The following is a 20,448-nucleotide window of genomic DNA, read 5'->3' on the forward strand; positions in this document are numbered from 1 at the left end:
CGTACTGCTGGGTGGGTTTCGAGGGTGGTTTCGATTTCGGTGGGTTCGGTGCGGTGGCCGTTGATTTTGAGTTGGTGGTCGGTGCGGCCGAGGAATTCGATGGTGCCGTTGGGCCAGTATCGGCCGAGGTCGCCGGTGTGGTACCAGCGGGTGCCGTCGGTGTGGTGGGTGAATTTGGTTGTGGTGTGGTGGGGTTGGTTGCGGTAGCCGGTGGCGAGGCTGTGGCCGCTGATCCAGAGTTCGCCGGGGACGTGGTCGGGGCGGTCGTGTCCGTGGGTGTCGGTGATGCGGTATTGCTGGTTGGTGAGGGGGTGGCCGTAGGGGATGGAGGTCCAGTGGTGGGGGATGTGGGTGGTTTCCCAGTGGTTGGACCAGATGCCGGCTTCGGTGGCGCCGCCGAGTGCGATGAGTCGGCAGTGGGGGTGGGTTCGGGTGAGGCGGGGGTGGAGGTCGAGGCCGATCCAGTCGCCGGAGAGGAGGGCGAGGCGTAGGGGGGCGGTGAGGGGGGTGGTTTGGGTGGTGGTGAGGAGCATGTCGAGGAGCATGGGGACGCTGTTCCAGATGGTGGCCTGGTGGGTGTTGGCGTGGTGGATCCAGCGTTCGGGGTCTCGGCGTTCGTTTTCGTTGATGAGGATGAGGGTGGCGCCGGTGGTGAGGGTGGCGAAGATGTCGTAGACGGAGAGGTCGAAGTCGAGGGCGGAGAGGGCGAGGAGGCGGTCGTGGGGGCCGACGTGGTAGCGGCGGTTGATGTCGGTGATGGTGTTCATGGCGGCTTGGTGGGTGACTTCGACGCCTTTGGGTTCTCCGGTGGAGCCGGAGGTGAAGATGACGTACGCGAGCGCGTCGAGGGCGACCGGCACCGGCCCCGCCAACGGCTCGAAGTCCAGGCAGTCCGCGACGGACCGGACCGTGACGCCATCGGGTACCGGCTCGGTGTGCGGCGCAGCTGACGCCGCGGTCAGCACGCAGCTGATCCCCGCGTTGCGGTACAACCGCTCGCGCCGCGCGGCGGGTTGGTCCACCCCGATCGGGACGTACGCTGCTCCGGCCGCCAACACACCCAGCACCGCCGCGAGTTGCTCCGGGCCCTTGGGTAGGTGCACCGCCACCGCGTCGCCGTCCCGGACGCCGTCGGCGCGCAGCCGGCCGGCGATCCGCCGCGCCCACAGCGCGAGTTCGCCGTAGCCCAGCCGTCCCCCCTCCCAGACGCAGGCCGTCCGGTCCGGCTCGCGCTCGGCCCGCTCGAAGAACGGGCCGTGCAGCGTGGTGCGGGGTAGCGGCCCGGCAGTCGCGTTGACGGCGGCCCGCACCGCGCGCTGCTCGGCGGGCAGCAGGTCGGGCACGGCCGCCGACCAGTCGGCCTCCGCCTCGGCGAGCCAGCCGAGCAGGTGGCCGTAGGCGCCGAACATCGCGTCCAGCACGGCGGGCGGCAGCAGTTGCTCCACCGCGTCCCAGTCGTAGTGCAGGCCGCGGGGCGATTCGTACACCTGGTTGTCGAGCCAGGTCTGCGGGGTCTGCGAGATGCCCCAGACCTTCGGCAGCAGCCAGTCGGACAGGTCCAGCGAGAGGTCCTGCGGGGTGCCCAGCGCGCTGGTGAAGACCACCGGCATGGCCCGCTCCGCGACGCCGTCCGCCCTGGCCAGCTCGCGCGCCACCCGGACCGCCGACCAGGCGCGATGGCCGAGGTCCTGGCCGAGGCGGTGCTGCAGGGCCTGCGTGCGGGCCAGGAACCCGGCGCCGGGCTCGGGTTGGTAGGCGAGCAGCAGCAGCGAGGTGAAGTCGCCGAGGATGTCGTCGATCGCCGGATGGACGTCCTGCCGGTCGAAGAGGGTCAGGTTGACCGTGAGGTCCGGCTGCGAGCTCCAGAAGCCCAGCACCTCGGCGTAGCAGGTGAGCAGCACTGCCGACGGGGTGAGGCCGTGCGCCCGGGCCCGGCCGGCGATCGCCTGCCAGCGGTCCGCCGGCAGCAGTCCACTGCGCCGGACGAAGCGCGGCTCGGTCACCGTGGACGGGTGGACGGCCAGCGGCAGTCCGGGCGCCGGTGGCAGATCGGTGAGCCGGTCGGTCCAGTAGCGGCGGGCGGCGTCCGTCTCGGTGGGGGAGGGGGTGACCTGGAGCCGGTAGTCGCGGAACGACAGGCCGTCCACCGGCGGCAGTTCGGCACCGGGCGAGCGGTACAGGCGGGCCAGCTCGGCCAGCACGATGACCATGCTGCGGCCGTCCAGCAGGATGTTCTCCAGGCTCACGCCGAGCCGCACCCGCTGCTCGCCGTCGCGCTCGTAGACCACGGCGCGCAGGTCCACCAACGGCCACGAGCCCGGATCGCGGACCTGGTGCGACATGGCCGCGCGCAGCTCGGCGAGGGTCTGCTCGGCGGAGCCGGCCGGCGCGTGCGCGACGGGTACGGCGAGGGTGGGGACGTCCGGGAGGACGCGCTGGTCGCCCTGCTCGTCGAAGACCGTGCGCAGCATCTCGTGGCGCGCGATCAGCTGGTTCCAGGCCTTCTCCAGGCGGCCGAGGTCGAGGCCGGTGCCGTCGAACTCGGTGTAGTAGTGCGCGCCGACGCCGCCGAGCGGCAGGCCGGCCCGCCGGCCGGTCCAGTAGGCGCGCTGCACGTCGGTCGGCGGGAACGGGTCGTGGCGGTGCTCGGGATCGGCGACGACCGCCGGGCCCGGCGCCGCAGCCTGCGGGGGCCGGACGCGCGCCGCGAGGTCCTTCAGCACGGGGAAGGCGAAGACGTCGGACAGCTCGACGGCGAAGCCCTTCGCCCGGAGCCTGCTCACCAGGCGGGTGGCGAGCAGCGAATCGCCGCCGAGGCCGAAGAAGTTCTGCGCCCGGCCGACCCGGGCCGTGCCGAGCAGCTCGCGCCAGGCCAGCGCGAGCGCCTGCTCGGCCGGGCCGCGCGGCGGTTCGCCGGCGGCAGCGGCGTCCCCGGGGTCGGGCAGCAGCCGGGTCAGCTCGGCGCGGTCCAGCTTGCCGTTGGCGGTGAGCGGCAGCGCGGGCATGCCGAACACCTGGTCGGGCACCATCGCGGCGGGCAGCCGGGCGGCCAGCCACTCCCGCAGCGCGGCGCCGGTCGGCAGGCCGCCGTCGGTGGTGGGCTCGGCGCTCTTGGCGGCGCGCAACAGGACTCGGCCGCCGGGTAGTTGGTGTTCGATGGTGGAGAGGCGGTGGGCGGCCAGCAGCCGCCGCCACTCCCCGGCCGGCAGCAGCGGGGTGCGGCGCTCGCGGCGCACCGGGTCGAGCGTGCGGTAGCCCCGGGTGGGCAGCGCGGCGGCGATCAGCGCCAGCGGCGACAGCTCGGTCCGCTCCACCGCGAGCAGGCGGCCGCCGGGGGCGAGCAGCAGCGCGGCGAGGCCGACCCCGGTCGCGGGGTCGGGGTAGGCGTGCAGGGTGTCGTCGGCGATCACGAGGTCGAACCGGGCGAGCAGGTCCTCGGGCAGCAACCGGCCGGTGAGGCGGCGGTGTTCGATCCGGTCCGCTGGTGGCCGGGTGTCGGGGCCGAGGACGGTGAATCGGTGCTCGGTGCCTGCGGCGAGGCGGCGGGCGGTGTGCTCGGCACCGAGCAGGGCGATGGCGAGTGGTTCGGGTGACGTACCGAGTTCGGCGGCCAGTGCGGCGAGTGCGGCCGGCGAGGTGGCGGCGAGTGCCGAGGGCGCGAGGACGGGGTCGTCGAGCAGCACGAGCGGGTCGAGGTCACCACGGACGATGGCGGCGAGGTCGTCGAGTCGGTGCTCCAACTGCGCGGCCACGGCGGTGAGATGGCCGGGGTCGGTGGTCGGGCGGCAGGCGGTGTCGAGCCGCGGCCCGGCGGCGTAGCCGTCCTGGTCTCCGGTGAGCACCTCACGGGCGACGAGCCAGTCGAACCAGACCCGGATCAGCGCCTCCCACTCGGCTGGTGCCCCCCACCTGCGTGCCACCTCGGAGAGCGAGGCGGCGGCCGCACCGACACCCCCGTCCCGCACCGCAAGCCGCCCGAGCACCGATTCCACGAGCAGAGCTTCGCGCTCACCTTGGGCGGTGGCTTCGCGCTCACCTGCGGCCTGGGTCATGCGTTCACCCTTGGCCAGACCCCCGTGTTCACTCCCGGCCTCGGTTTCGCGCTCATCCCCGGCCTTGCCGGGGGACTCGCCGCTGGCCGCCGGGCGCTGACCGGGCAGGCCGACCGGCACGGCCGAGGCGGCTGGGGTGGCTGCGGTGTCCGGAGCAGCCGGGACGGCCGACGTGGCCGGGGTGGCCACCGCTACCAGCCTCCGGGCCCCGGCGTTGCCGACCGTGGTGACCGCGCAGTGGCCGACCGAGGGGTGGGCGGCGAGGGCGGCCTCGATCTCGCCGGGCTCGATCCGGACGCCGCGGATCTTGACCTGCTGGTCGAGCCGGCCCAGGAACTCCAGGGTGCCGTCCGGCCAGTAGCGTCCGCGGTCGCCGGTGCGGTACCAGCGTTCGCCCTGGTGGGTGGGGAACCGGTCGGCCGTGAGCCCGGGATCGCCCAGGTATCCGAGCGCCACCCCCGCGCCGCCGATCCAGAGCTCCCCGGGGACCCGGTCCGGGCGGTCGGCGCCGTTCGGGCCGACCACGCGGAAGCGCTGGTTGCTCAGGGGGAATCCGTACGGGATGGACGTCCAGTCTGCCGCGACCTCGGTCACCTCGTACAGGTTCGACCAGATGGCGGCCTCCGTCGCACCGCCCAGGCCGATCAGCCGGCAGCCGGAGCCGCTCTGCCGGGCGAGCCGGCCGGGCAGGTCGAGGCCGATCCAGTCACCCGACAGCAGCGCCAGCCGCAGCCCCTCCACCGCCGGCCGCCCCCCGGAAGTCGATCCGGCCGACGTCTCACTCAGCAGCATGTCGAGCAGCAACGGCACCGAGTTCCACACGGTGACCCGGTGACGTTCGATCAGCTCCGCCCACGCGCGCGGGTCGCGCCGCTCGGCCTCGCCGACCAGCACCAGTGCGCCACCGGCCGACAGCAGGCCGAAGATGTCGTAGGCCGACAGGTCGAAGTCGAGTGCCGAGACCGCGAGCACCCGGTCGGCCGGGCCCACCGAGAACCGTTCGTTGACGTCGTCCACGGTGTTGGCGGCCGCCGCGTGGGCGACCGACACGCCCTTGGGCTCGCCGGTCGTACCCGAGGTGAAGATCACGTAGGCGGGCGCACCCGGGTCCACCGGCCGCGGTCCGGCGAGCGGCGGGTGCTCACACGCGGCGGCAACCGGGAGCACAGTAGCCACGGCCGCGTCCGCAGTCTCTGCCGAGTCGGCCAGCATCAGCCGGACTCCGGCACGTCGCAGGATCCGCCCGCGCCGCTCGGCCGGCTGGTCGCCCCCGATCGGCAGGTACGCGCCGCCGGCCGCCAGCACGCCCAGCACCGCTGCGATCTGGTCCGCGCCCCGCGGGAGCGAGACCGCCACCGGCTCGCCCGCGCGCAGCCCGTGCTCGACGAGCGCGCCCGCCACACCGAGCGCGCGCCGCGCCAGCGTTCCGTAGTTCATCGTTCCGTGGCTGATCGTTCCGGAGCTCATCGCCGACCCGGTGCCCCAGAACAGTGCCGGGCGATCGGGGTGCTGTTCCGCGCGGGTGAAGAACGGCGCGTGCAGCGTCCGGCAATCAAGCTGCCTGGCAGTCGAGTTGGCTCGCTCGCGGACGGCGCGCTGGCGCTCCGGCAGCGCCGTGTGGACCGGCGCGGTCCAGTCGGCCTCCGCCGCCGACAGGCGATCGACCAGCTCCTGGTAGGCGGCGAACATGTCGTCCAGCAGGCCGGGCGGGAACAGGGCGTCCACCGAGTCCCAGCACAGGTCGACGCCACCGTCCGACTCGTACACCTGGTGGTCCAGCCAGACCTGTGGCGTCTGCGAGATCATCCAGCCGAGCGTGCCGAGCTCGTGCCGGACGCCGTCCGGCACGAGCTCGCTGCCCAGCGTGCAGGCGAACACCACCGGCGCGCGCCGCGGCTCGTCCGGGTGCGCGCGGGCGAGGTCGCGCAGCACCTCGACGGCGGAGTAGGCGCTGTGGGCGGCGGCCGCCCGGAACTCGGCCTGCAGCGCACGGGCGCGATCGAGGAAGGACGACGAACCGGCCGACAGGTCCACCGGGAGCAGCAGCAGATTCGTGAAGTCGGCGACCATGCCGGGCACGCCCGGGTGCACGGTGTCGCGGTCGAACAGCGGCAGGCTCAGCAGGAATCGGGGATGCTCGCTCCAGGCGCCGAGCACCTCGGCGTACGCGGCCCCGAGTGCCATCGCCGGTGTCGTGCCGCCCCGGCGCGCGCGGTCGCAGAACCGCTGCCAGGCCTGCGGCGCCACCCGGTGGCGGCGACGGGTGAAGCGGGGCGCGCCCAGCCGGGCGGGGTCGGCGGCGAGCGGCAGCGCCGGGCCGTCCGGCAGCTCGGCGAGGCGGTCCTGCCAGTACGCCCGGGCTCGCCCGTGCGCGTCGGCGCGTCGGGCCTGGCGGTCGGCCAGGTACTGCGGGAAGCTCAACTCGCCCTGGCCCGGCTCTGCTTGGGGCAGCGAGCCGGTGCGGTAGGCGTGCGCGAGGTCGGCCAGCACGATCCTGATGCTCTCGACGTCCGCGACCAGCAGGTCGATGCCGAGGTGGATCCGGGTGGCCGCGTCGGGCAGCTGGGAGAGCTGTACGTCGATCACCTCGCCGAGCTCCACGCGCAGCCGGCGGTGGGAGAGCGCCTCCCGCACGGCCGCGAGCGGCTGCGCCGGGTCGGCGGCGCCTCGCAGGTCGTGCACGGTGAGGCCGGTCCACGGGCTGGTCGGCATGATCTGCTGGGTGCCGTCGTCCAGGAACCGGGCCCGCAGCATGCCGTGCCGCGCGATGACCGCGTGGACGGCGGCTTCGAGCCGGTCCGGGTCCACCGCGTGGCCGTCGAACTCGAAGTAGGCGTGGCAGCCCACCGAGCCGAGCGGTTGGTCGTCGCGCCGGCCGATCCAGTACGCGTGCTGAACGGGCGTCAGTGCGAACGGCTCACCCGGCGTCCGAGCGTCTGGCAGCCGAGCGTCCAACGTCGGCGCATCCGACGTTCGGCTCCCCGGCACGTGGGTATCGGGCAGCCGGACGTCCGGCAGCCGGGCGCCGGCCAGCGCCGACCAGGCCGCCAGGGTGGGGTGTTCCGCCAGATCGAGGAAGTCGACGCGGGCGCCGTGCCGGCCGAGCCAGCCGGCCAGGCTCATCAGCCGGATCGAGTCCATGCCCTGCTCGGCGAGATCGTCGTCCTCGCGCAGGCTCTCCGGCTCGCAGCCGAGCAGCTCGGCCACCGCATTCCTGATCGCGTCCACGGCAACTCGCGGGTAGGCGGATGGCTCTGCGGATGGCTCTGTCGCGCTGCCGACTGCCGAAGTCCCATGATCCGGTGAAATCATCCCTCGCCCATCGCAGATAGATTGTGCGCCCCAGAACTAATACACCAGTCATCGCGGTACCGGCAAAGCCGGAGTCATGGCGGAGTGAATGCCATCTCCTGCTATCGTGACGCGAGTTCGACCGCTGGGCGATCATGAGCTCGCCGGCGGCGGGGCACCAGACGACCATTCGTAGAATATTCGGACTATGTATGAAATCCAGCGCTGGCACACTTGACGCGATGTTGCGCTCGCGGTTCCCGACTCACCCTGACTGCACGGCACTTGTAGCCCCGAGCGGTGATGTCGTCACGTATGGCGAGCTGGCCGAAGGGGTGGATCGGCTGGCTCGGCAGCTCGACCGGCTGGGCTTCCGAATGGGGGATCGGGTGGTGGTTCAGCTGCCAAACTGTGTGGAATTCATACTTCTTATCATCGCCCTTTTCCGCCTCGGAGTGATTCCGGTACTCGCTCTTCCCGCGCATCGGAAGAATGAGATCGATCACCTCTGTAAGATGGCGGATGCCGTCGGCTATGCGATCCCCCGCAGGCATGCCGGATTTGAATTCACGGCGCTCGCCGAAGCCGTGCGGGCGGGAAATCCCGGACTGCGTCACGTCCTGGTCGCAGCCGACCCGTCCGGTGGCCGCCGCGAGTGCCGCACTGCCGATGACGCTTTCCGCCTCCTCGACGGCACCGCGCTGCCAGACGGCGGCGCTCTGCCGGACGGCGCCGCGCAGGCGGCCGACCCCGGGCCGCTCCCCGCCGAGCCGTCCGACTCGTCCGACCCGGCCGACCTCGCACTGCTGCTTCTCTCCGGCGGGACGACCGGCGCGCCGAAGCTCATCCCCAGGACCCATCGGGACTACCACTACAACATCGTCCAGAGCGCGGCGGTGTGCGAACTCGACCAGGACACCGTCTACTTGGCCGCTCTGCCGGCCGCGCACAACTTCGCCCTCGGCTGCCCGGGCGTGCTCGGCACGCTGGCGGCCGGCGGCACCGTCGTGCTGGCAGCGGACGCCACGCCCGGCCGGGTGTTCCGGTTGATCGAGCGGGAGCGCGTCACGATCACCGCGCTGACCCCGCCGCTGCTCAAACTCTGGCTCGCGGAGGCGGGTTCGCCCGGCCCGGACCTGTCGAGCCTGTCCCTGCTCCAGGTGGGCGGCGCCAGGCTGAGCCGAGCGGACGCCGCCCGGGTCGGGCCGGAACTCGGCTGCCGGCTCCAGCAGGTGTTCGGGATGGCCGAGGGCCTGCTCTGCTTCACCCGGTCGGACGACCCGGACGAGCTGGTGGTCACCACCCAGGGCCGTCCGCTCTCGGCGGCGGACGAGCTGCTGGTGGTGGACGGCGACGAGCGCGAGGTGGCCCCCGGCGCACCGGGCCAGCTGCTGGTGCGCGGCCCGTACACGGTCCGCGGCTACTACCGCGCGCCCGAGTACGACGCGACGGCCTTCACCGCCGACGGCTACTACCGCACCGGGGACTTGGTGCGCCTCACCCCGACCGGTCACGTCATCGTCGAGGGCCGGATCAAGGACGTGGTCAACCGCGGTGGCGAGAAGGTCCCGGCCGCCGAGGTCGAGGACCACCTCGCGGCGCACCCGCAGGTCGCCCAGGCGGCGCTCGTCGGCATGCCGGACGAGCTGCTCGGCGAGCGGACCTGCGCCTACGTGGTGCCACGGGCTGAGCCGCCGACTCCGGGCGAGCTGACCAGGTTCCTGCGCGACCGGGGGCTGGCCGTGCACAAGCTGCCCGACCGGCTCGAAATCGTGGCCGCACTGCCGCGGACCGGCGCGGGCAAGGTCGACAAGCGTGCCCTCGCCGACGACATCGCCGCGAGACTCCGCCACGAGACGCCGTAGTGAGACTCCGCAGTGAGCCGACAGCAGTGCGCGAACAGCAGTGAGGGAGAAGCCATGACCCTGCGTCAGTACTACCGGGAGACCGAGGCCCACGCACCGCACGACCCGTTGCTCACTGTCGCGAGACTGGCGACGGCCCACCGGCAGGAGAGCCATCTCGTCCACGAGCGGCCCGGCACCTGGACGTTCTGCCGGGGGGTGCTGGCCGAGCTCACCGTCGACGAGAGCCACGTCCACGCCGTCTGCGGTGCCGACCGGCGCAGCGTCGCCTGGCACGGCGAGCCGCTCCGGACGGTCGCCGAACTGCTCGCCACGCTGCCCGTCGACGGCTGGCGGGCCTACGGCTGGGCCGCGTTCGAGCTCGCCGACCCCGCCCGGGCCGGCCGGCGCCCCGACGGCTCGGCCCGCCCGCTGCTGCACCTGATCGTGCCCCGCGACGAGGTCGCGATCACGGCCGGCCGGGCCCGGCTCCGCAGCGTGGACCCGGCGGCGCTGCCGCAGCTGGCCGCGCTGCTGGACGATCCGCTCCCCGAACCCGAACCATCCGTCACAGCAGCACAGTTGGACCTCGGCTTCGACGGTGACCAGTACCGCAAGCTGGCGGCCGAGGCGGTGGCCGAGATCTCCGCGGGATCGCTGGAGAAGGTGGTGCTGAGCCGGGTCGTGCCGGTGCCGTACGAGATCGACCTCATCGACACCTTCGTGCTCGGCCGCCGCCACAACACCCCGGCCCGCTCGTTCCTGCTCAACCTCGGCGGGCTGCGCGCGGCTGGCTTCAGCCCGGAGGTGCTGGTCACCGTCGGCGCGGACGGGCGGGTGCAGACCCAGCCGCTGGCCGGCACCCGGGCCCGCACCGCCTCCGCCGCCCAGGACCGGCGACTGCGCACCGAGCTGCTCGGCGACCCGAAGGAGATCCACGAGCACCGGATCTCGGTGGTCGCCGCGCTGGCGGAGCTGCACGCGGTGTGCGAGGCCGACAGCGTCGTGGTGGAGGAGGACATGGTCGTCAAGGAGCGCGGCAGCGTGCAGCACCTGGCCTCGCGGCTCTCGGGCCGGCTCACCCCGGGCCGGAACTGCTGGGACGCCTTCGCCGCGCTCTTCCCGGCGATCACCGTCTCGGGCGTGCCGAAGGCGGCCGCGGTGGCGGCGATCCGCCGCCACGAACCGCAGGCCCGCGAGATGTACGGCGGCGCGCTGCTGGCCCTGGACGCCGACGGCTCGCTCGACGCCGCGCTGGTGCTGCGCACCGTCTTCGAACAGGCCGGCCGGGCCTGGCTGCGCGCCGGTGCGGGGATCGTGGGCCAGTCGGTGCCGGCCCGCGAACTGGAGGAGACCTGCGAGAAGCTGCGCAGCGTCTCGGCCTACCTGGTCCCGGCCCGCCGCCCGGGCGAGGCCCGGAGCCAGGCCCGGCCCCAGGCTGCCGCCGCGGGGGCCGGCGGACCGGGCATCGCAGCCGTGCCGTTCCCCGACCAGTCCCAGGCCGACTCCCGGCGGTCCGTCAGCCCCTGACCGGTCACCCGGCCGGCCACCGGACCAGCCCTGCGACCAGCTCCTGGCGGACCGTCAGATCCACGGCAGCCCGGACCGGTGCTTCCAGTACGCGCCGGCCGGTTCGGCCAGGGTGGCGAGCCGCGCGAGCTGGTCGGCGTCCAGCCGCACCGAGCCGGCCCGCAGGTTGTCGGTGAGCTGCCCGACCGTGGCGGCGCCGGACAGCACCACGTCCGCCCACGGCCGGTGCAGGACGGCGGCCAGCGCGGCCGCGTCGCTCGTGGTGCCCGCCTCCCGCGCCACCTCGCGCAGCAGCGCCGACGCCGCCGGGTCGGTGGGGCGCCCGGCGAGGCGTCCGTTGGCCATGCCCTCCTTGACGATGACGAGGCATCCGGCCTCGTGCGCCTCGGCCAGCGCCTCGCCCGCCGATGGTTCGAGCAGGTTGTACGTGGCCTGCACGCTGCGGAAGAGCGGCGCGCCGTCCACGGTCACCGCGAGCGCGGCACGGATCGCGTCCGCCTGGCGCGGGCCGCTGGTGGACAGGCCGATCGTCACGCCTTCGGCGGCGAGCTGCGCCAGCCTGCGGTGCAGGGCGGTGTCGCCGAGCGCGGGGCTCTCGGGAGTGACGGAGTGGATCTGGTAGAGGTCCAGGCGCTCGCCGAGCAGGCTCCGGCTCTCGGCCAGCTGGCGCTCGTACGTCTGCAGGGTGTGGTCCTTGACCTCGTGCACCTCGGCGTCGGCCCGCCAGTCGGCGGTGTACGTGTAGCCCCACTTGCTGCCGATCACGACGTCCCGGACGTCCGGCCGGCGTTCGAGCCACTCGGCGAGGAACTCCTCCGAGCGGCCGTAGGAACGAGCCGCGTCCAGGTAGCGCACGCCCTGCGCGTAGGCGCTGTCGAGCACCTCGTGGGCGCGCTCACGCATCGCGGCCACCGTGCGCTCGGCGGGGAGGTCCTCGGTCCGGCCGAGGTTGATGTAGCCGGGCCGGCCCAGCGCGGCCAGGCCCAGCCCGAGGCGGGGCGTCGGCGCGGCGGCGATGAGGTGCTCGAGGGACACGGGCGGGTTCTCCCTGTTCGGCGACGGTGTCCCTTCACCGTACCCGCGCCGTGGGACGGGCAGCGGCCGGAATCGGCGGTCCTGTGCACGGTCGGGTACCGCCGTGCCGCAGACTGGTGTTGATCACCCCACCGACCGGAGGATGGATTCCATGGCTGACCGGCCTTTGACGCTGATGGCAGTGCACGCCCACCCGGACGACGAGGCCACCGGGACCGGCGGTGTGCTCGCGCGCTACGCCAAGGAGGGCGTGCGCACCGTGCTCGTCACCTGTACCGACGGCGGCTGCGGCGACGGCCCCGGTGGCGTCAAGCCCGGCGACCCCGGGCACGATCCGGCCGCCGTCGCGGCGATGCGCCGCACCGAACTCGAAGCGAGCTGTGAGGTCCTGGGCGTCACCCACCTGGAAATGCTCGGCTACGCCGACTCCGGGATGATGGGCTGGCCGGCCAACGAGGCGCCGGGCTCGTTCTGGAGCACGCCGGTGGACGAGGCGGCCGCCAAGCTGGCCGAACTGATGCTGCGTTACCAGCCCGACGTGGTCGTGACCTACGACGAGAACGGCTTCTACGGCCACCCCGACCACATCCAGGCGAACCGGATCACCATGGCGGCGCTGGAGCGGACCGGGCTGGCGGCGAAGACGTACTGGACGACGGCGCCGCGCTCGATGTTCAAGGAGTTCGGCAGGATCATGCGCGAGCTGGGCGCGGACTGGGAGGAGCCGGCCGAGGCCGAAGCGGAGGCCGGGCCCGTCATGGGACTCCCGGACGAGGAGATCACCACCTGGGTGGACACCACCGAGTTCGGCAGCCAGAAGTTCGACGCGTTGGTCGCGCACGCCAGCCAGAGCGAGAACATCTTCTTCCTGAAGATGGGCAAGGAACGGTTCACGCAGCTGATGGGCGTGGAGACGTTCGTCCGGGTCCGGGACACCACCGGTGCGGCGCTGCCCGAGAACGACCTCTTCGCCGGGCTGCGCTGAGGCCCCCGATGTCCCCCGAAACCCCGGGCGCGCCCGGCCCGCCCGGCACCACGTCCGACAGCACGCCTGACACCACGCCGGACGGCTCGCCGACCCCGCTGATGCTCGCCGACCTGGCCGAGGCCGCCGCGCAGGCGGCCGCCGGCCAGGGCGGGGCGCTCTGGCGGCTCGCCGAGCCCGGCCGTCAGCTGGACGCGAACCTGGTCCGACTGCCGCCGGACGCGACCGTGCCGGAGCACGCCGAGAACGACCTCGACGTGCTGTTCCTCGTGCTCGAAGGCAGCGGAGTCATCAGCTCCCGCACCGGCGCCCTCACGCTGGCAGCCGGGAGCCTGTTCTGGCTGCCGCGCTCCTCCCGCCGGGCGCTGAGCGCCGGCCCGCAGGGTCTGGTCTACCTCACCGTCCACCAGCGGCGCCCCGGCCTGAGCATCAGGAACGCGACCGGGGCGGCGCAGCTCGCCACGGTCGCTGACGGGGGCGCGGGCAGCGCCGGGGGCGAAGGCGGCGAGGCGCCGTGCCTGCTGGACCGGGTCTGCACCGCCTGCGGCCGGGTCAGCACGGAACTCTCGGCCCGCTACTGCAGCCGGTGCGGTGAACCGCTGCCCGGCCACGGGGACTGACACCCGGCGGAGCGTCCCGGGGGCCGAAGGGGCCGGACGGGCCGAGCCGGGGTGTCAGTAAGATCCTCCTTGTCCAGGGGGAGGGCTGATTCGGCATGAGGATGCTGGGAACTGACGGCCCGACGCACATCGGGCCGTTCCGGACGGTCGGGGTGCTCGGGCAGGGCGGCATGGGACAGGTGCTGCTCGGGGTGGCGCGGGACGGGCGGCTGGTGGCCGTCAAGCGCGTGCACGCCGACCTCGCGGAGGATCCGGGGTTCCGCTCGCGGTTCCGGCGGGAGGTGGACGCCTCGCGGCGGGTCTCCGGGGCCTACACCGCGCCGGTCGTGGACGCGGACCCGGAGGCCGCGACGCCGTGGCTAGCCTCGCTCTTCCTGCCGGGCCCCTCGCTGAGCGAGGCGCTGGAGGAGGGCGGCGCGCTGCCCGAGGACGCGGTACGGCTGCTCGCCGCCGGGCTCGCGCAGGCCCTGCAGGACATCCACCGCGCGGGCCTCGTGCACCGGGACCTCAAACCGTCGAACGTGCTGCTGACCGAGGACGGCGTACGGGTCATCGACTTCGGCATCGCCCGCGCGGCCGACCACGAGACGAAGCTGACCCGGACCGGCGCGGTGATCGGCTCGCCCGCGTTCATGTCGCCGGAGCAGGTGCTCGGTCAGGAGCCGGGCCCGGCCGGCGACATGTTCTCCCTCGGCGTCACGCTGGTCACCGCCGCCACCGGGCGCAGCCCGTTCGCCGGGGACTCGCCGCTCGCGTTGATGCACGCCGTCGCGCACAGCTCGCCCGACCTGGACGCCGTGCCGCCCGGACTGCGCGCGGTCATCGCGCCGTGCCTGGCGAAGGACCCGGCCGCGCGGCCGACCCCCGGGCAGCTGCTGGCGATGGTCGGGGCGCCGGCCGCATCCGCGCGGCCCTGGCCGGCTTCGGTGTACGGGCAGATCGCGGAGCGCCGGAGCGCGGCGGCCCGGCTCGCGGCCACGGCTGACCCGGAGCCCGTGCTCGCCGTCGTGGTCTCCACGCCCACGCCCACACCCGCTCCTACGCCGGCTCCCGCTCCCGCTCCTGCCCCTGCCCCGGCTCCCGCACCCGTGTCGCCCCGGCGCCGGCGGTGGCGGCGCGCCGCGCTCGTGGTGGGCGCGGTGCTGGTGACGGCGGCGGCCGCGGTCCTGATGATCGGCCCGGCCAACGTGTACTACTCGGTCTACCCCGAGGCCGTGCCGACCCCCGGCTCGACCCCGCTCTCCCTGGTGGCGGACAAGTACACCAAGACCGTCCCGACCTGCACGCAGGCCGGCCTCAGCATGAAGCCCCCGGCCGCCTTCGGGACCGCCAAGGGCAACATCCCGGGTGTCCTCCAGAAGCCCGACGACACCGGCGGCGGCACGCATCCGGAGAACGACTGCTACTGGGACTCCCGCTCCGGCGACGACATCTCCATCAGCTGGGAGCTCTTCACCTCCCGGCCGGGCGGGCCCACCGGCGCGGCGCAGGCGAAGCAGTACTACGAGGAGTTCTACATCCGCGGCGAGACCCGGCGCGACGCGAGCCTCGGCGTCGGTCAGGAGGGCATGTGGCTGACCAAAACGGACGAGAGCAACTGCGTGCTGTACGCCCGCGACGTCAACCTCTACGTGTTCATCGCGGTGAAGGGCATCCACTACCCGAAGGGCGCGTGTGAGGACCTGACGAAGGACATGGCCCGGCAGAGCCTGACGGCGGTGGCCGACCTGTGAGCGCCTCGCACCCGGTGCCGGAGAAGGCCGGCCCGTACGTCCTCCTCACCGAACTCGGCCGGGGCGGCATGGGCCGCGTCCTGCTCGGCGTGGCGCCGGACGGCCGGCCGGCGGCGGTGAAGCTGGTGCACGCCCGGCACGCGGCCGACGACGGCTTCAGGTCGCGGTTCCGGCGCGAGGTCGAGGCCTCGCGGCGGGTGTCGGGCGCGTACACGGCGGCCGTCCTCGACGCCGACGCGGACGCCGAACAACCCTGGCTGGCATCGGTGTTCGTGGCCGGCCCGTCGCTGGGAGCGGCCGTCGAGCGAGCGGGGGCGTTGCCGCCGCCGGCGCTGCACCGGCTGGCGGTCGGTCTGGCCACGGCGCTGGGCGAGATCCACCGGGCCGGGCTGGTCCACCGCGATCTGAAGCCCGAGAACGTGCTGCTCGCCGAGGACGGCGCCCGGGTGATCGACTTCGGCATCGCGCGGGCGGCGGAGGGCGTGGACGCCACCGAACTCACCGGCACCGGCTGGGTGGTCGGCTCGCCCCCGTTCATGTCGCCCGAGCAGGCGGAGGGCCGGGAGCTGACCGGGGCGAGCGACGTCTTCTCGCTCGGCTCGGTCCTCGTGCTGGCGGCAACCGGCCGCAGTCCGTTCTCCGGCCCGTCCGCCCTCCAGACGCTCTACAACCTCGTGCACGCCGAAGCCGACCTGAGCGGTCTGCCGCAGGCCCTGCACGCCATCGTCGCCCGCTGCCTGGCCAAGGACCCGGCCGACCGGCCCACGCCGGCCCAACTGCTCGCCCTGCTCGGCCCGGTGGCCCCCGCCGCCCGGCCGTGGCCGGCCGCCGTGCACGGCATGGTCGACGAACAGCGGGCCCGTGCCGAGCGCCTGCTCGACGGCGGCGCCGAGCGGACGCTGCTGCTGCGGGCCGCCGAAGCCCCCGCGCCGCCGCCGACCGCCCTGCGCACCGCGTACGACGCCCCCGTCTCCGGTGCCCCCGTCTCCGATGCCCCTGCGCCCGACGCCCCCACCGCGCCACCGCGCCGCCGCAGCCGGCGCGCCGTGACGTGGGCGGCGGTCGGCGCGGTGCTCGCGGCCGGGCTCGGCGTCGGCGGCTACCTGCTGCTGCACAAGGATGGCAGCGTCGGCGGGCCCGCCGACACCTATGTGACGATGCCGGTCTGCGCGGAGGCCGGGCCCAAGCTGCCGCTGAACGAGCAGCGCAGGCCGGACAAGGACGTCGCCAACGAGCAGACCGACACCGCGAAGACCGAGTGCAACTGGTTCCCCAAGGACTCGCGCTCGGCGGACGGCTGGTTCTCCTCGCCGAGCGCGACCGTCACCTGGGACCTGCGCCGCTCGGCCTCCGGCAAGAACGCCACCCGCGGCACCCAGCAGGACTTCGACGACGGCGCCAAGGGCCTTCCCCGGGAGACCGGCCTCGGCGTCGGCGACGAGGCGTACTGGGAGAACTCCGACGACTCCTGCCTGCTCTCCGTGCGGGCCGCCAACCTCGTCGTCTCCGTCCTCCTGGTCCGCTACTACTACCCCGACTGCGAGCCCGAGGCCCGGACCATCGCGAAGGACGCCCTGGCGGCCATGCCGCCGCAGGCGCACTGACCGACACAGGAGGCTCCGACACACCACGCGTCGGAGCCTCCCGGCGCGCCGCCCCCGGGTTAGGGTCGCCCCTGTCACGGAGACTGCGGGAGCCGAGGAGGCGGGACGGTTCGCATCGAGCGCGAGCGCGTGGTCAGGACGCTGACGTTCTGGCTGCGTCCGGCGTTCGCGTTGCGCGTCGTCAACCGGTTCCAGCGGGTCGTCGGCTTCGACCGGTCGATGGCGCTGGCCTCCAGCGCGCTGACCGCGCTGGTCCCGCTCGCGATCCTCAGCGGCTCGCTGCTGTCCCACGCCGGGGTCAGGGGTGTCGCGGATCGGATCATCGACCGCTACGGCCTCAGCGGGGGAGGGGCCGACGCCGTCCGGGAGCTCTTCTCGCCGGCCGTCGGGGCGAGCACCAGCCTGGATATCGTCGGAACGGTGTTCCTGCTGATCTCGGTGCTCAGCTTCACCCGTGCGGCGCAGCGCCTGTTCGAGCAGACCTGGGAGCTCAAGCCGCTCAGCGTGCGCAACACGCCGAACGGCCTGCGGTGGGTGCTCGGCCTGGCGACGTACCTGCTGCTCGCCGGCTGGATCCGGGCCCTCCTGGGCCGTGGCCACTTCGAGCTGGCCGCCTCGCTGTGTGTGGCGCCGCTGACCGGTGCCTTCTTCGTCTGGAGCGGCCGGGTGCTCACCGCGAAGCGGGTCGACTGGCACGACCTGCTGGAGTTCGGGGTGCTCGGCGCCGTCCTCACCACGGTCTATTCGGTGGGCGCGGCGGTCTACCTGCCGCATCTGTTCAGTTCCTACGCCACCCGCTACGGCCCGGTGGGCGCGGTCTTCGCGATGATCTCGGCGCTCTTCGGCATCATGCTCGTCGTCGTCGGCTCGGCGGCGCTCGGGCGGGAGGTGGACGAGGAGCTGAACCGGATCCGCGCCGGCGACCGGCCGCCCGACGACGAGGTCCGGCGTCAGTGGGACAACGTGGTGGCGCAGATGCGGTCGCGCTGGCAATCGGCCCGGGTGCAGATCTCCAGCCACCGCGACAGTCACCGCGACGGTCACCACGACAAGAAGGAAGGCGCACCATGAAGATCACCGTCATCGGCACCGGACTCATCGGCTCGCAGCTCGCCACCGAGCTGACCGCGCGAGGCCACGAGGTGACCGCCGCCTCACTCTCCTCCGGCGTCGATCTGCTCACCAGGGCCGGCCTCGACGCAGCGCTCGCCGGCGCGGAGGCGGTGGTGAACGTGACCAACTCCCCCACGTTCGACGAGCGGTCGATCGAGTTCTTCCGGACCACGGTGGGCAACCTCCTCGCCGCAGGCGAGCGGGCCGGGGTGCGCCACCAGGTGGTTCTGTCCATCGTCGGTGTGGACCGGGTCGCCGAACTGGACTACTACCGCGGCAAGGCGCTCCAGGAGGAACTGCTGCGCGGCGGTCCGACGCCCTACTCGATCGTGCGCGCCACACAGTTCTTCGAGTTCATGGAGCCGACCATGTCGTGGACCTCGGACGAGACCGAGGTGCGACTGCCCGCGACGTTGCTCCAGCCGATCGCCAGCCGCGACATCGTCGACGTCCTCGCAGACGTCGCCACCGGCACGCCGCTCGGCGGGGTTCTCGAGATCGCGGGCCCCGACACGTTCACGCTCGACGAAATCGGCCGCATGACGCTGGCCGCGCGGGGCGACGGGCGCCCTGTCGTCGTCGACGACCAGGCGGGCCTGTTCGCCGCCGTCCGCGGAGACGTCCTCACCCCGGGCCCCGGCGCCCGCCTGGCACCGACCCGCTACCAGGACTGGCTCAACGGCTGACCACTTGGGCCGGAATTCGACGGCACGGGTGGAACACCGTTGGAGGCCTAGGCCGTGTCTCATAATTCCCGCCGGGCGCACGACGCCGGGCATCCCGCCTGGACGCACCGGCGAAACGCCCAAGTACGGCCCAGTACGAGGACGCTTCGCCGGCACGCCCAGCCGGGCGCCCAACGCCGCGCGCTGATCCGACGCGAATTATGAGACACGGCCTAGCCTGGGACGCGTGAGAGCTCGTCGGCGACCAGCGGCTCAGGCCCCCGGGCCGGTGCGGACCCTGCTCGGGGTGGCCAGGTCGGACCCCCGTCACATGCCGGAGGCCATGGCCGTCCAAGGCGTGCGGCTGCTGGGGCCGGGCGCCGAGGCGGCAGCGGCGGCGCTGCGGGGCGAGCGTCCCGCGCTCGACCCGGTGCGGCAGCGGGAACGGGCGGTCGCCGACGGCGTGCGCGCGTCGGTGCTCGAAGGCGCTTTTCTGGGCGGACCGTTCATGGTGCTGTGGCCGGCCGCGTTCGTCGCGGCTCTGTGCGCGCAGATCCGGATGGTGCTGGAGCTCGCGGCGCTGGCCGAGCCGCATCGCGAGCCCGCCGCGCTGGCGGCCGACCTGCTGGTGTTGCAGGGTGTCAGCCGCACGCCGGCAGCGGCCAGGGAACTGCTCGAGGCGGCGGAGCCGCGCAGTGCGGCGACCGGCGAGCCGAGCGGTGCGGAGCCGGTGGTCCGGACGGGCTGGTGGGTCTCGGTGCGGCGGCTCGCCTACCTGATCGGCCTGCTGACCGCGGGGGACAAGCCGGCCGGGCGTGGTCGGGAACTGGCCGTCTGGTGCGGCGTTCTCACCATCGTGCTCGCCGGGTGCGTGGTGCCGCTGATCTGGATCCCGGCGAGCGCCGAGATGTACCGCCGCGCCACGACCCGGCTGGCGGCGCGGGCCACGGTCTACTACCTGCCGTCCGGCAGCGGACCGGCCCCCGGCGCCGCCACCGGTACGGCCCGGCGCTGGATCCTGCGCCCCGGGGCCACCGCGGTCGCCCTGCGGACCGTCGTGTCCGTGCTGCTCATCGCGGGCGTCCTGGTGACGGCGCTGATCACGGACCTGAGCATCGCGGCCAGCCGGCTGCTCGCCATCGTGGTGCTGTTGATCGCCGTGTCAGCCCTGTACGCCGTGGTGCTGCGCCTGCTGCAGACGCTGCGGACGCTGCCGGGCGGGCGGGACTGACCGCGGCGGGCGGGGACTGCCCGCGACTGACGCGGCCGCCCCCACGCGTGGCGTGCCCGCCGCACGCGCCGCGCGTTTGTACGGTGAGCCGGTGAACCAGGTACTCCCATGGCTGCACAGACGCGGCACGGACGGCGCTCCGTCCTCGCGCACGGACTACGCGGGCGCTGTCTACGGCTCCCTGCTGGCCGCCTCGGTGATCGCCGCGGCGAGCGCGCTGGGCGAGTTCCCCCGGATCGAGACCGCTGTGCTGCTGCTCGTCACCGGTCTGGTGTTCTGGGTCGCCCACGTCTACGCGCACCTTGCCGGGGAGCGGACGGCCGGGCAGCCGCTCGACCGGCGCGAGATCCGCCGGGTCGGGCGCGGTGAGTGGTCGATCGTCGAGGCGGCGGTGCTGCCCGCCGTCGTCGTGCTGGTCAGCCCGCTGCTCGGGCTGAGCCTGCCCGCCACGGCGTGGTTCGCCCTGGCCGTGGCCGTGGCGCAGCAGGTCTCCTGGGCCTACCTCGGGGCGCTGCACGCCGGCGCCTCGCGGCGTCAGGCGGGTGTGGAGGCCATGGTCAACCTGGTGCTCGGGCTCGTGATCGTGGCGGCCAAGGCAGGCCTGGGCCACTGACCGGGCCGCCGGGGCCTGTCGCCCTAGCCGTCGACTCCGTCCGCCGAATCACCCGCCAGGGGTGGTGCGCGCCCGGCCGCCCGGGAGGAGGCTGGCACAGGGCGCCAGTGCAGCGGTGCAGCGGTGTAGCGA

The 20,448-nt window shown here is 73.7% G+C and carries 12 protein-coding genes; 10 read left to right on the top strand and 2 right to left on the bottom strand.

Features of this window, described 5'->3' with window-relative positions:
• Nucleotides 1-7,280, bottom strand: a 7,280-nt coding sequence (locus AC060L_RS21795) for an amino acid adenylation domain-containing protein (RefSeq protein WP_483800522.1), incomplete at its 3' end; no start/stop codon positions are given.
• Nucleotides 7,281-7,585: 305 nt separating this feature from the next.
• On the opposite strand from AC060L_RS21795, the gene AC060L_RS21800 reads away from it, so the two are divergent.
• Together AC060L_RS21800 and AC060L_RS21805 are read left to right on the top strand one after the other, a co-directional pair.
• The gene (locus tag AC060L_RS21800; RefSeq protein ID WP_483800523.1) at nt 7,586-9,208 is read left to right on the top strand and encodes a (2,3-dihydroxybenzoyl)adenylate synthase; all 1,623 of its coding nucleotides are present in this window, start codon (nt 7,586-7,588) and stop codon (nt 9,206-9,208) included.
• A 54-nt stretch (nt 9,209-9,262) separates the two neighbouring features.
• The gene (locus AC060L_RS21805; RefSeq protein ID WP_483800524.1) at nt 9,263-10,717 is read left to right on the top strand and encodes a salicylate synthase; all 1,455 of its coding nucleotides are present in this window, start codon (nt 9,263-9,265) and stop codon (nt 10,715-10,717) included.
• Nucleotides 10,718-10,771: 54 nt separating this feature from the next.
• Here AC060L_RS21805 and AC060L_RS21810 read toward each other — a convergent pair whose 3' ends face one another.
• The gene (locus AC060L_RS21810; protein ID WP_483800525.1) at nt 10,772-11,752 is read right to left on the bottom strand and encodes an aldo/keto reductase; all 981 of its coding nucleotides are present in this window, start codon (nt 11,750-11,752) and stop codon (nt 10,772-10,774) included.
• A 151-nt stretch (nt 11,753-11,903) separates the two neighbouring features.
• Between AC060L_RS21810 and AC060L_RS21815 the strand changes: the two genes are divergently transcribed.
• The 8 genes from AC060L_RS21815 (at nt 11,904) to AC060L_RS21850 (ending at nt 20,316) form a co-directional block, all read left to right on the top strand.
• Nucleotides 11,904-12,737, top strand: a complete 834-nt coding sequence (locus AC060L_RS21815; protein ID WP_483800526.1) for a PIG-L family deacetylase — start codon at nt 11,904-11,906, stop codon at nt 12,735-12,737.
• Nucleotides 12,738-12,838: 101 nt separating this feature from the next.
• Nucleotides 12,839-13,357, top strand: a complete 519-nt coding sequence (locus AC060L_RS21820) for a cupin domain-containing protein (RefSeq protein ID WP_483800655.1) — start codon at nt 12,839-12,841, stop codon at nt 13,355-13,357.
• Nucleotides 13,358-13,452: 95 nt separating this feature from the next.
• On the top strand, nt 13,453-15,090 hold the full coding sequence (locus AC060L_RS21825; RefSeq protein WP_483800527.1) for a serine/threonine-protein kinase: 1,638 nt from the start codon (nt 13,453-13,455) through the stop codon (nt 15,088-15,090).
• Nucleotides 15,087-16,694 carry a serine/threonine-protein kinase gene (locus AC060L_RS21830; RefSeq protein WP_483800528.1) on the top strand — a complete coding sequence of 536 codons (1,608 nt, stop codon included), beginning with the start codon at nt 15,087-15,089 and terminating at the stop codon, nt 16,692-16,694. The genes AC060L_RS21825 and AC060L_RS21830 overlap by 4 nt, the downstream gene beginning before the upstream one ends.
• 129 nt (nt 16,695-16,823) lie before the next feature.
• On the top strand, nt 16,824-17,765 hold the full coding sequence (locus AC060L_RS21835; RefSeq protein WP_483800529.1) for a YhjD/YihY/BrkB family envelope integrity protein: 942 nt from the start codon (nt 16,824-16,826) through the stop codon (nt 17,763-17,765).
• Nucleotides 17,762-18,493, top strand: a complete 732-nt coding sequence (locus AC060L_RS21840) for an SDR family oxidoreductase (RefSeq protein WP_483800530.1) — start codon at nt 17,762-17,764, stop codon at nt 18,491-18,493. The genes AC060L_RS21835 and AC060L_RS21840 overlap by 4 nt, the downstream gene beginning before the upstream one ends.
• Before the next feature lie 310 nt (nt 18,494-18,803).
• Entirely contained in the window at nt 18,804-19,703 is a 900-nt protein-coding gene (locus AC060L_RS21845) for a hypothetical protein (RefSeq protein ID WP_483800531.1), read from the top strand.
• Nucleotides 19,704-19,794: 91 nt separating this feature from the next.
• Nucleotides 19,795-20,316: a hypothetical protein gene (locus tag AC060L_RS21850; protein WP_483800532.1), complete on the top strand. Its 522-nt coding sequence runs from the start codon at nt 19,795-19,797 to the stop codon at nt 20,314-20,316.
• Nucleotides 20,317-20,448 lie beyond the last annotated feature (132 nt).

This window comes from Kitasatospora sp. NEAU-69, assembly GCF_057158765.1.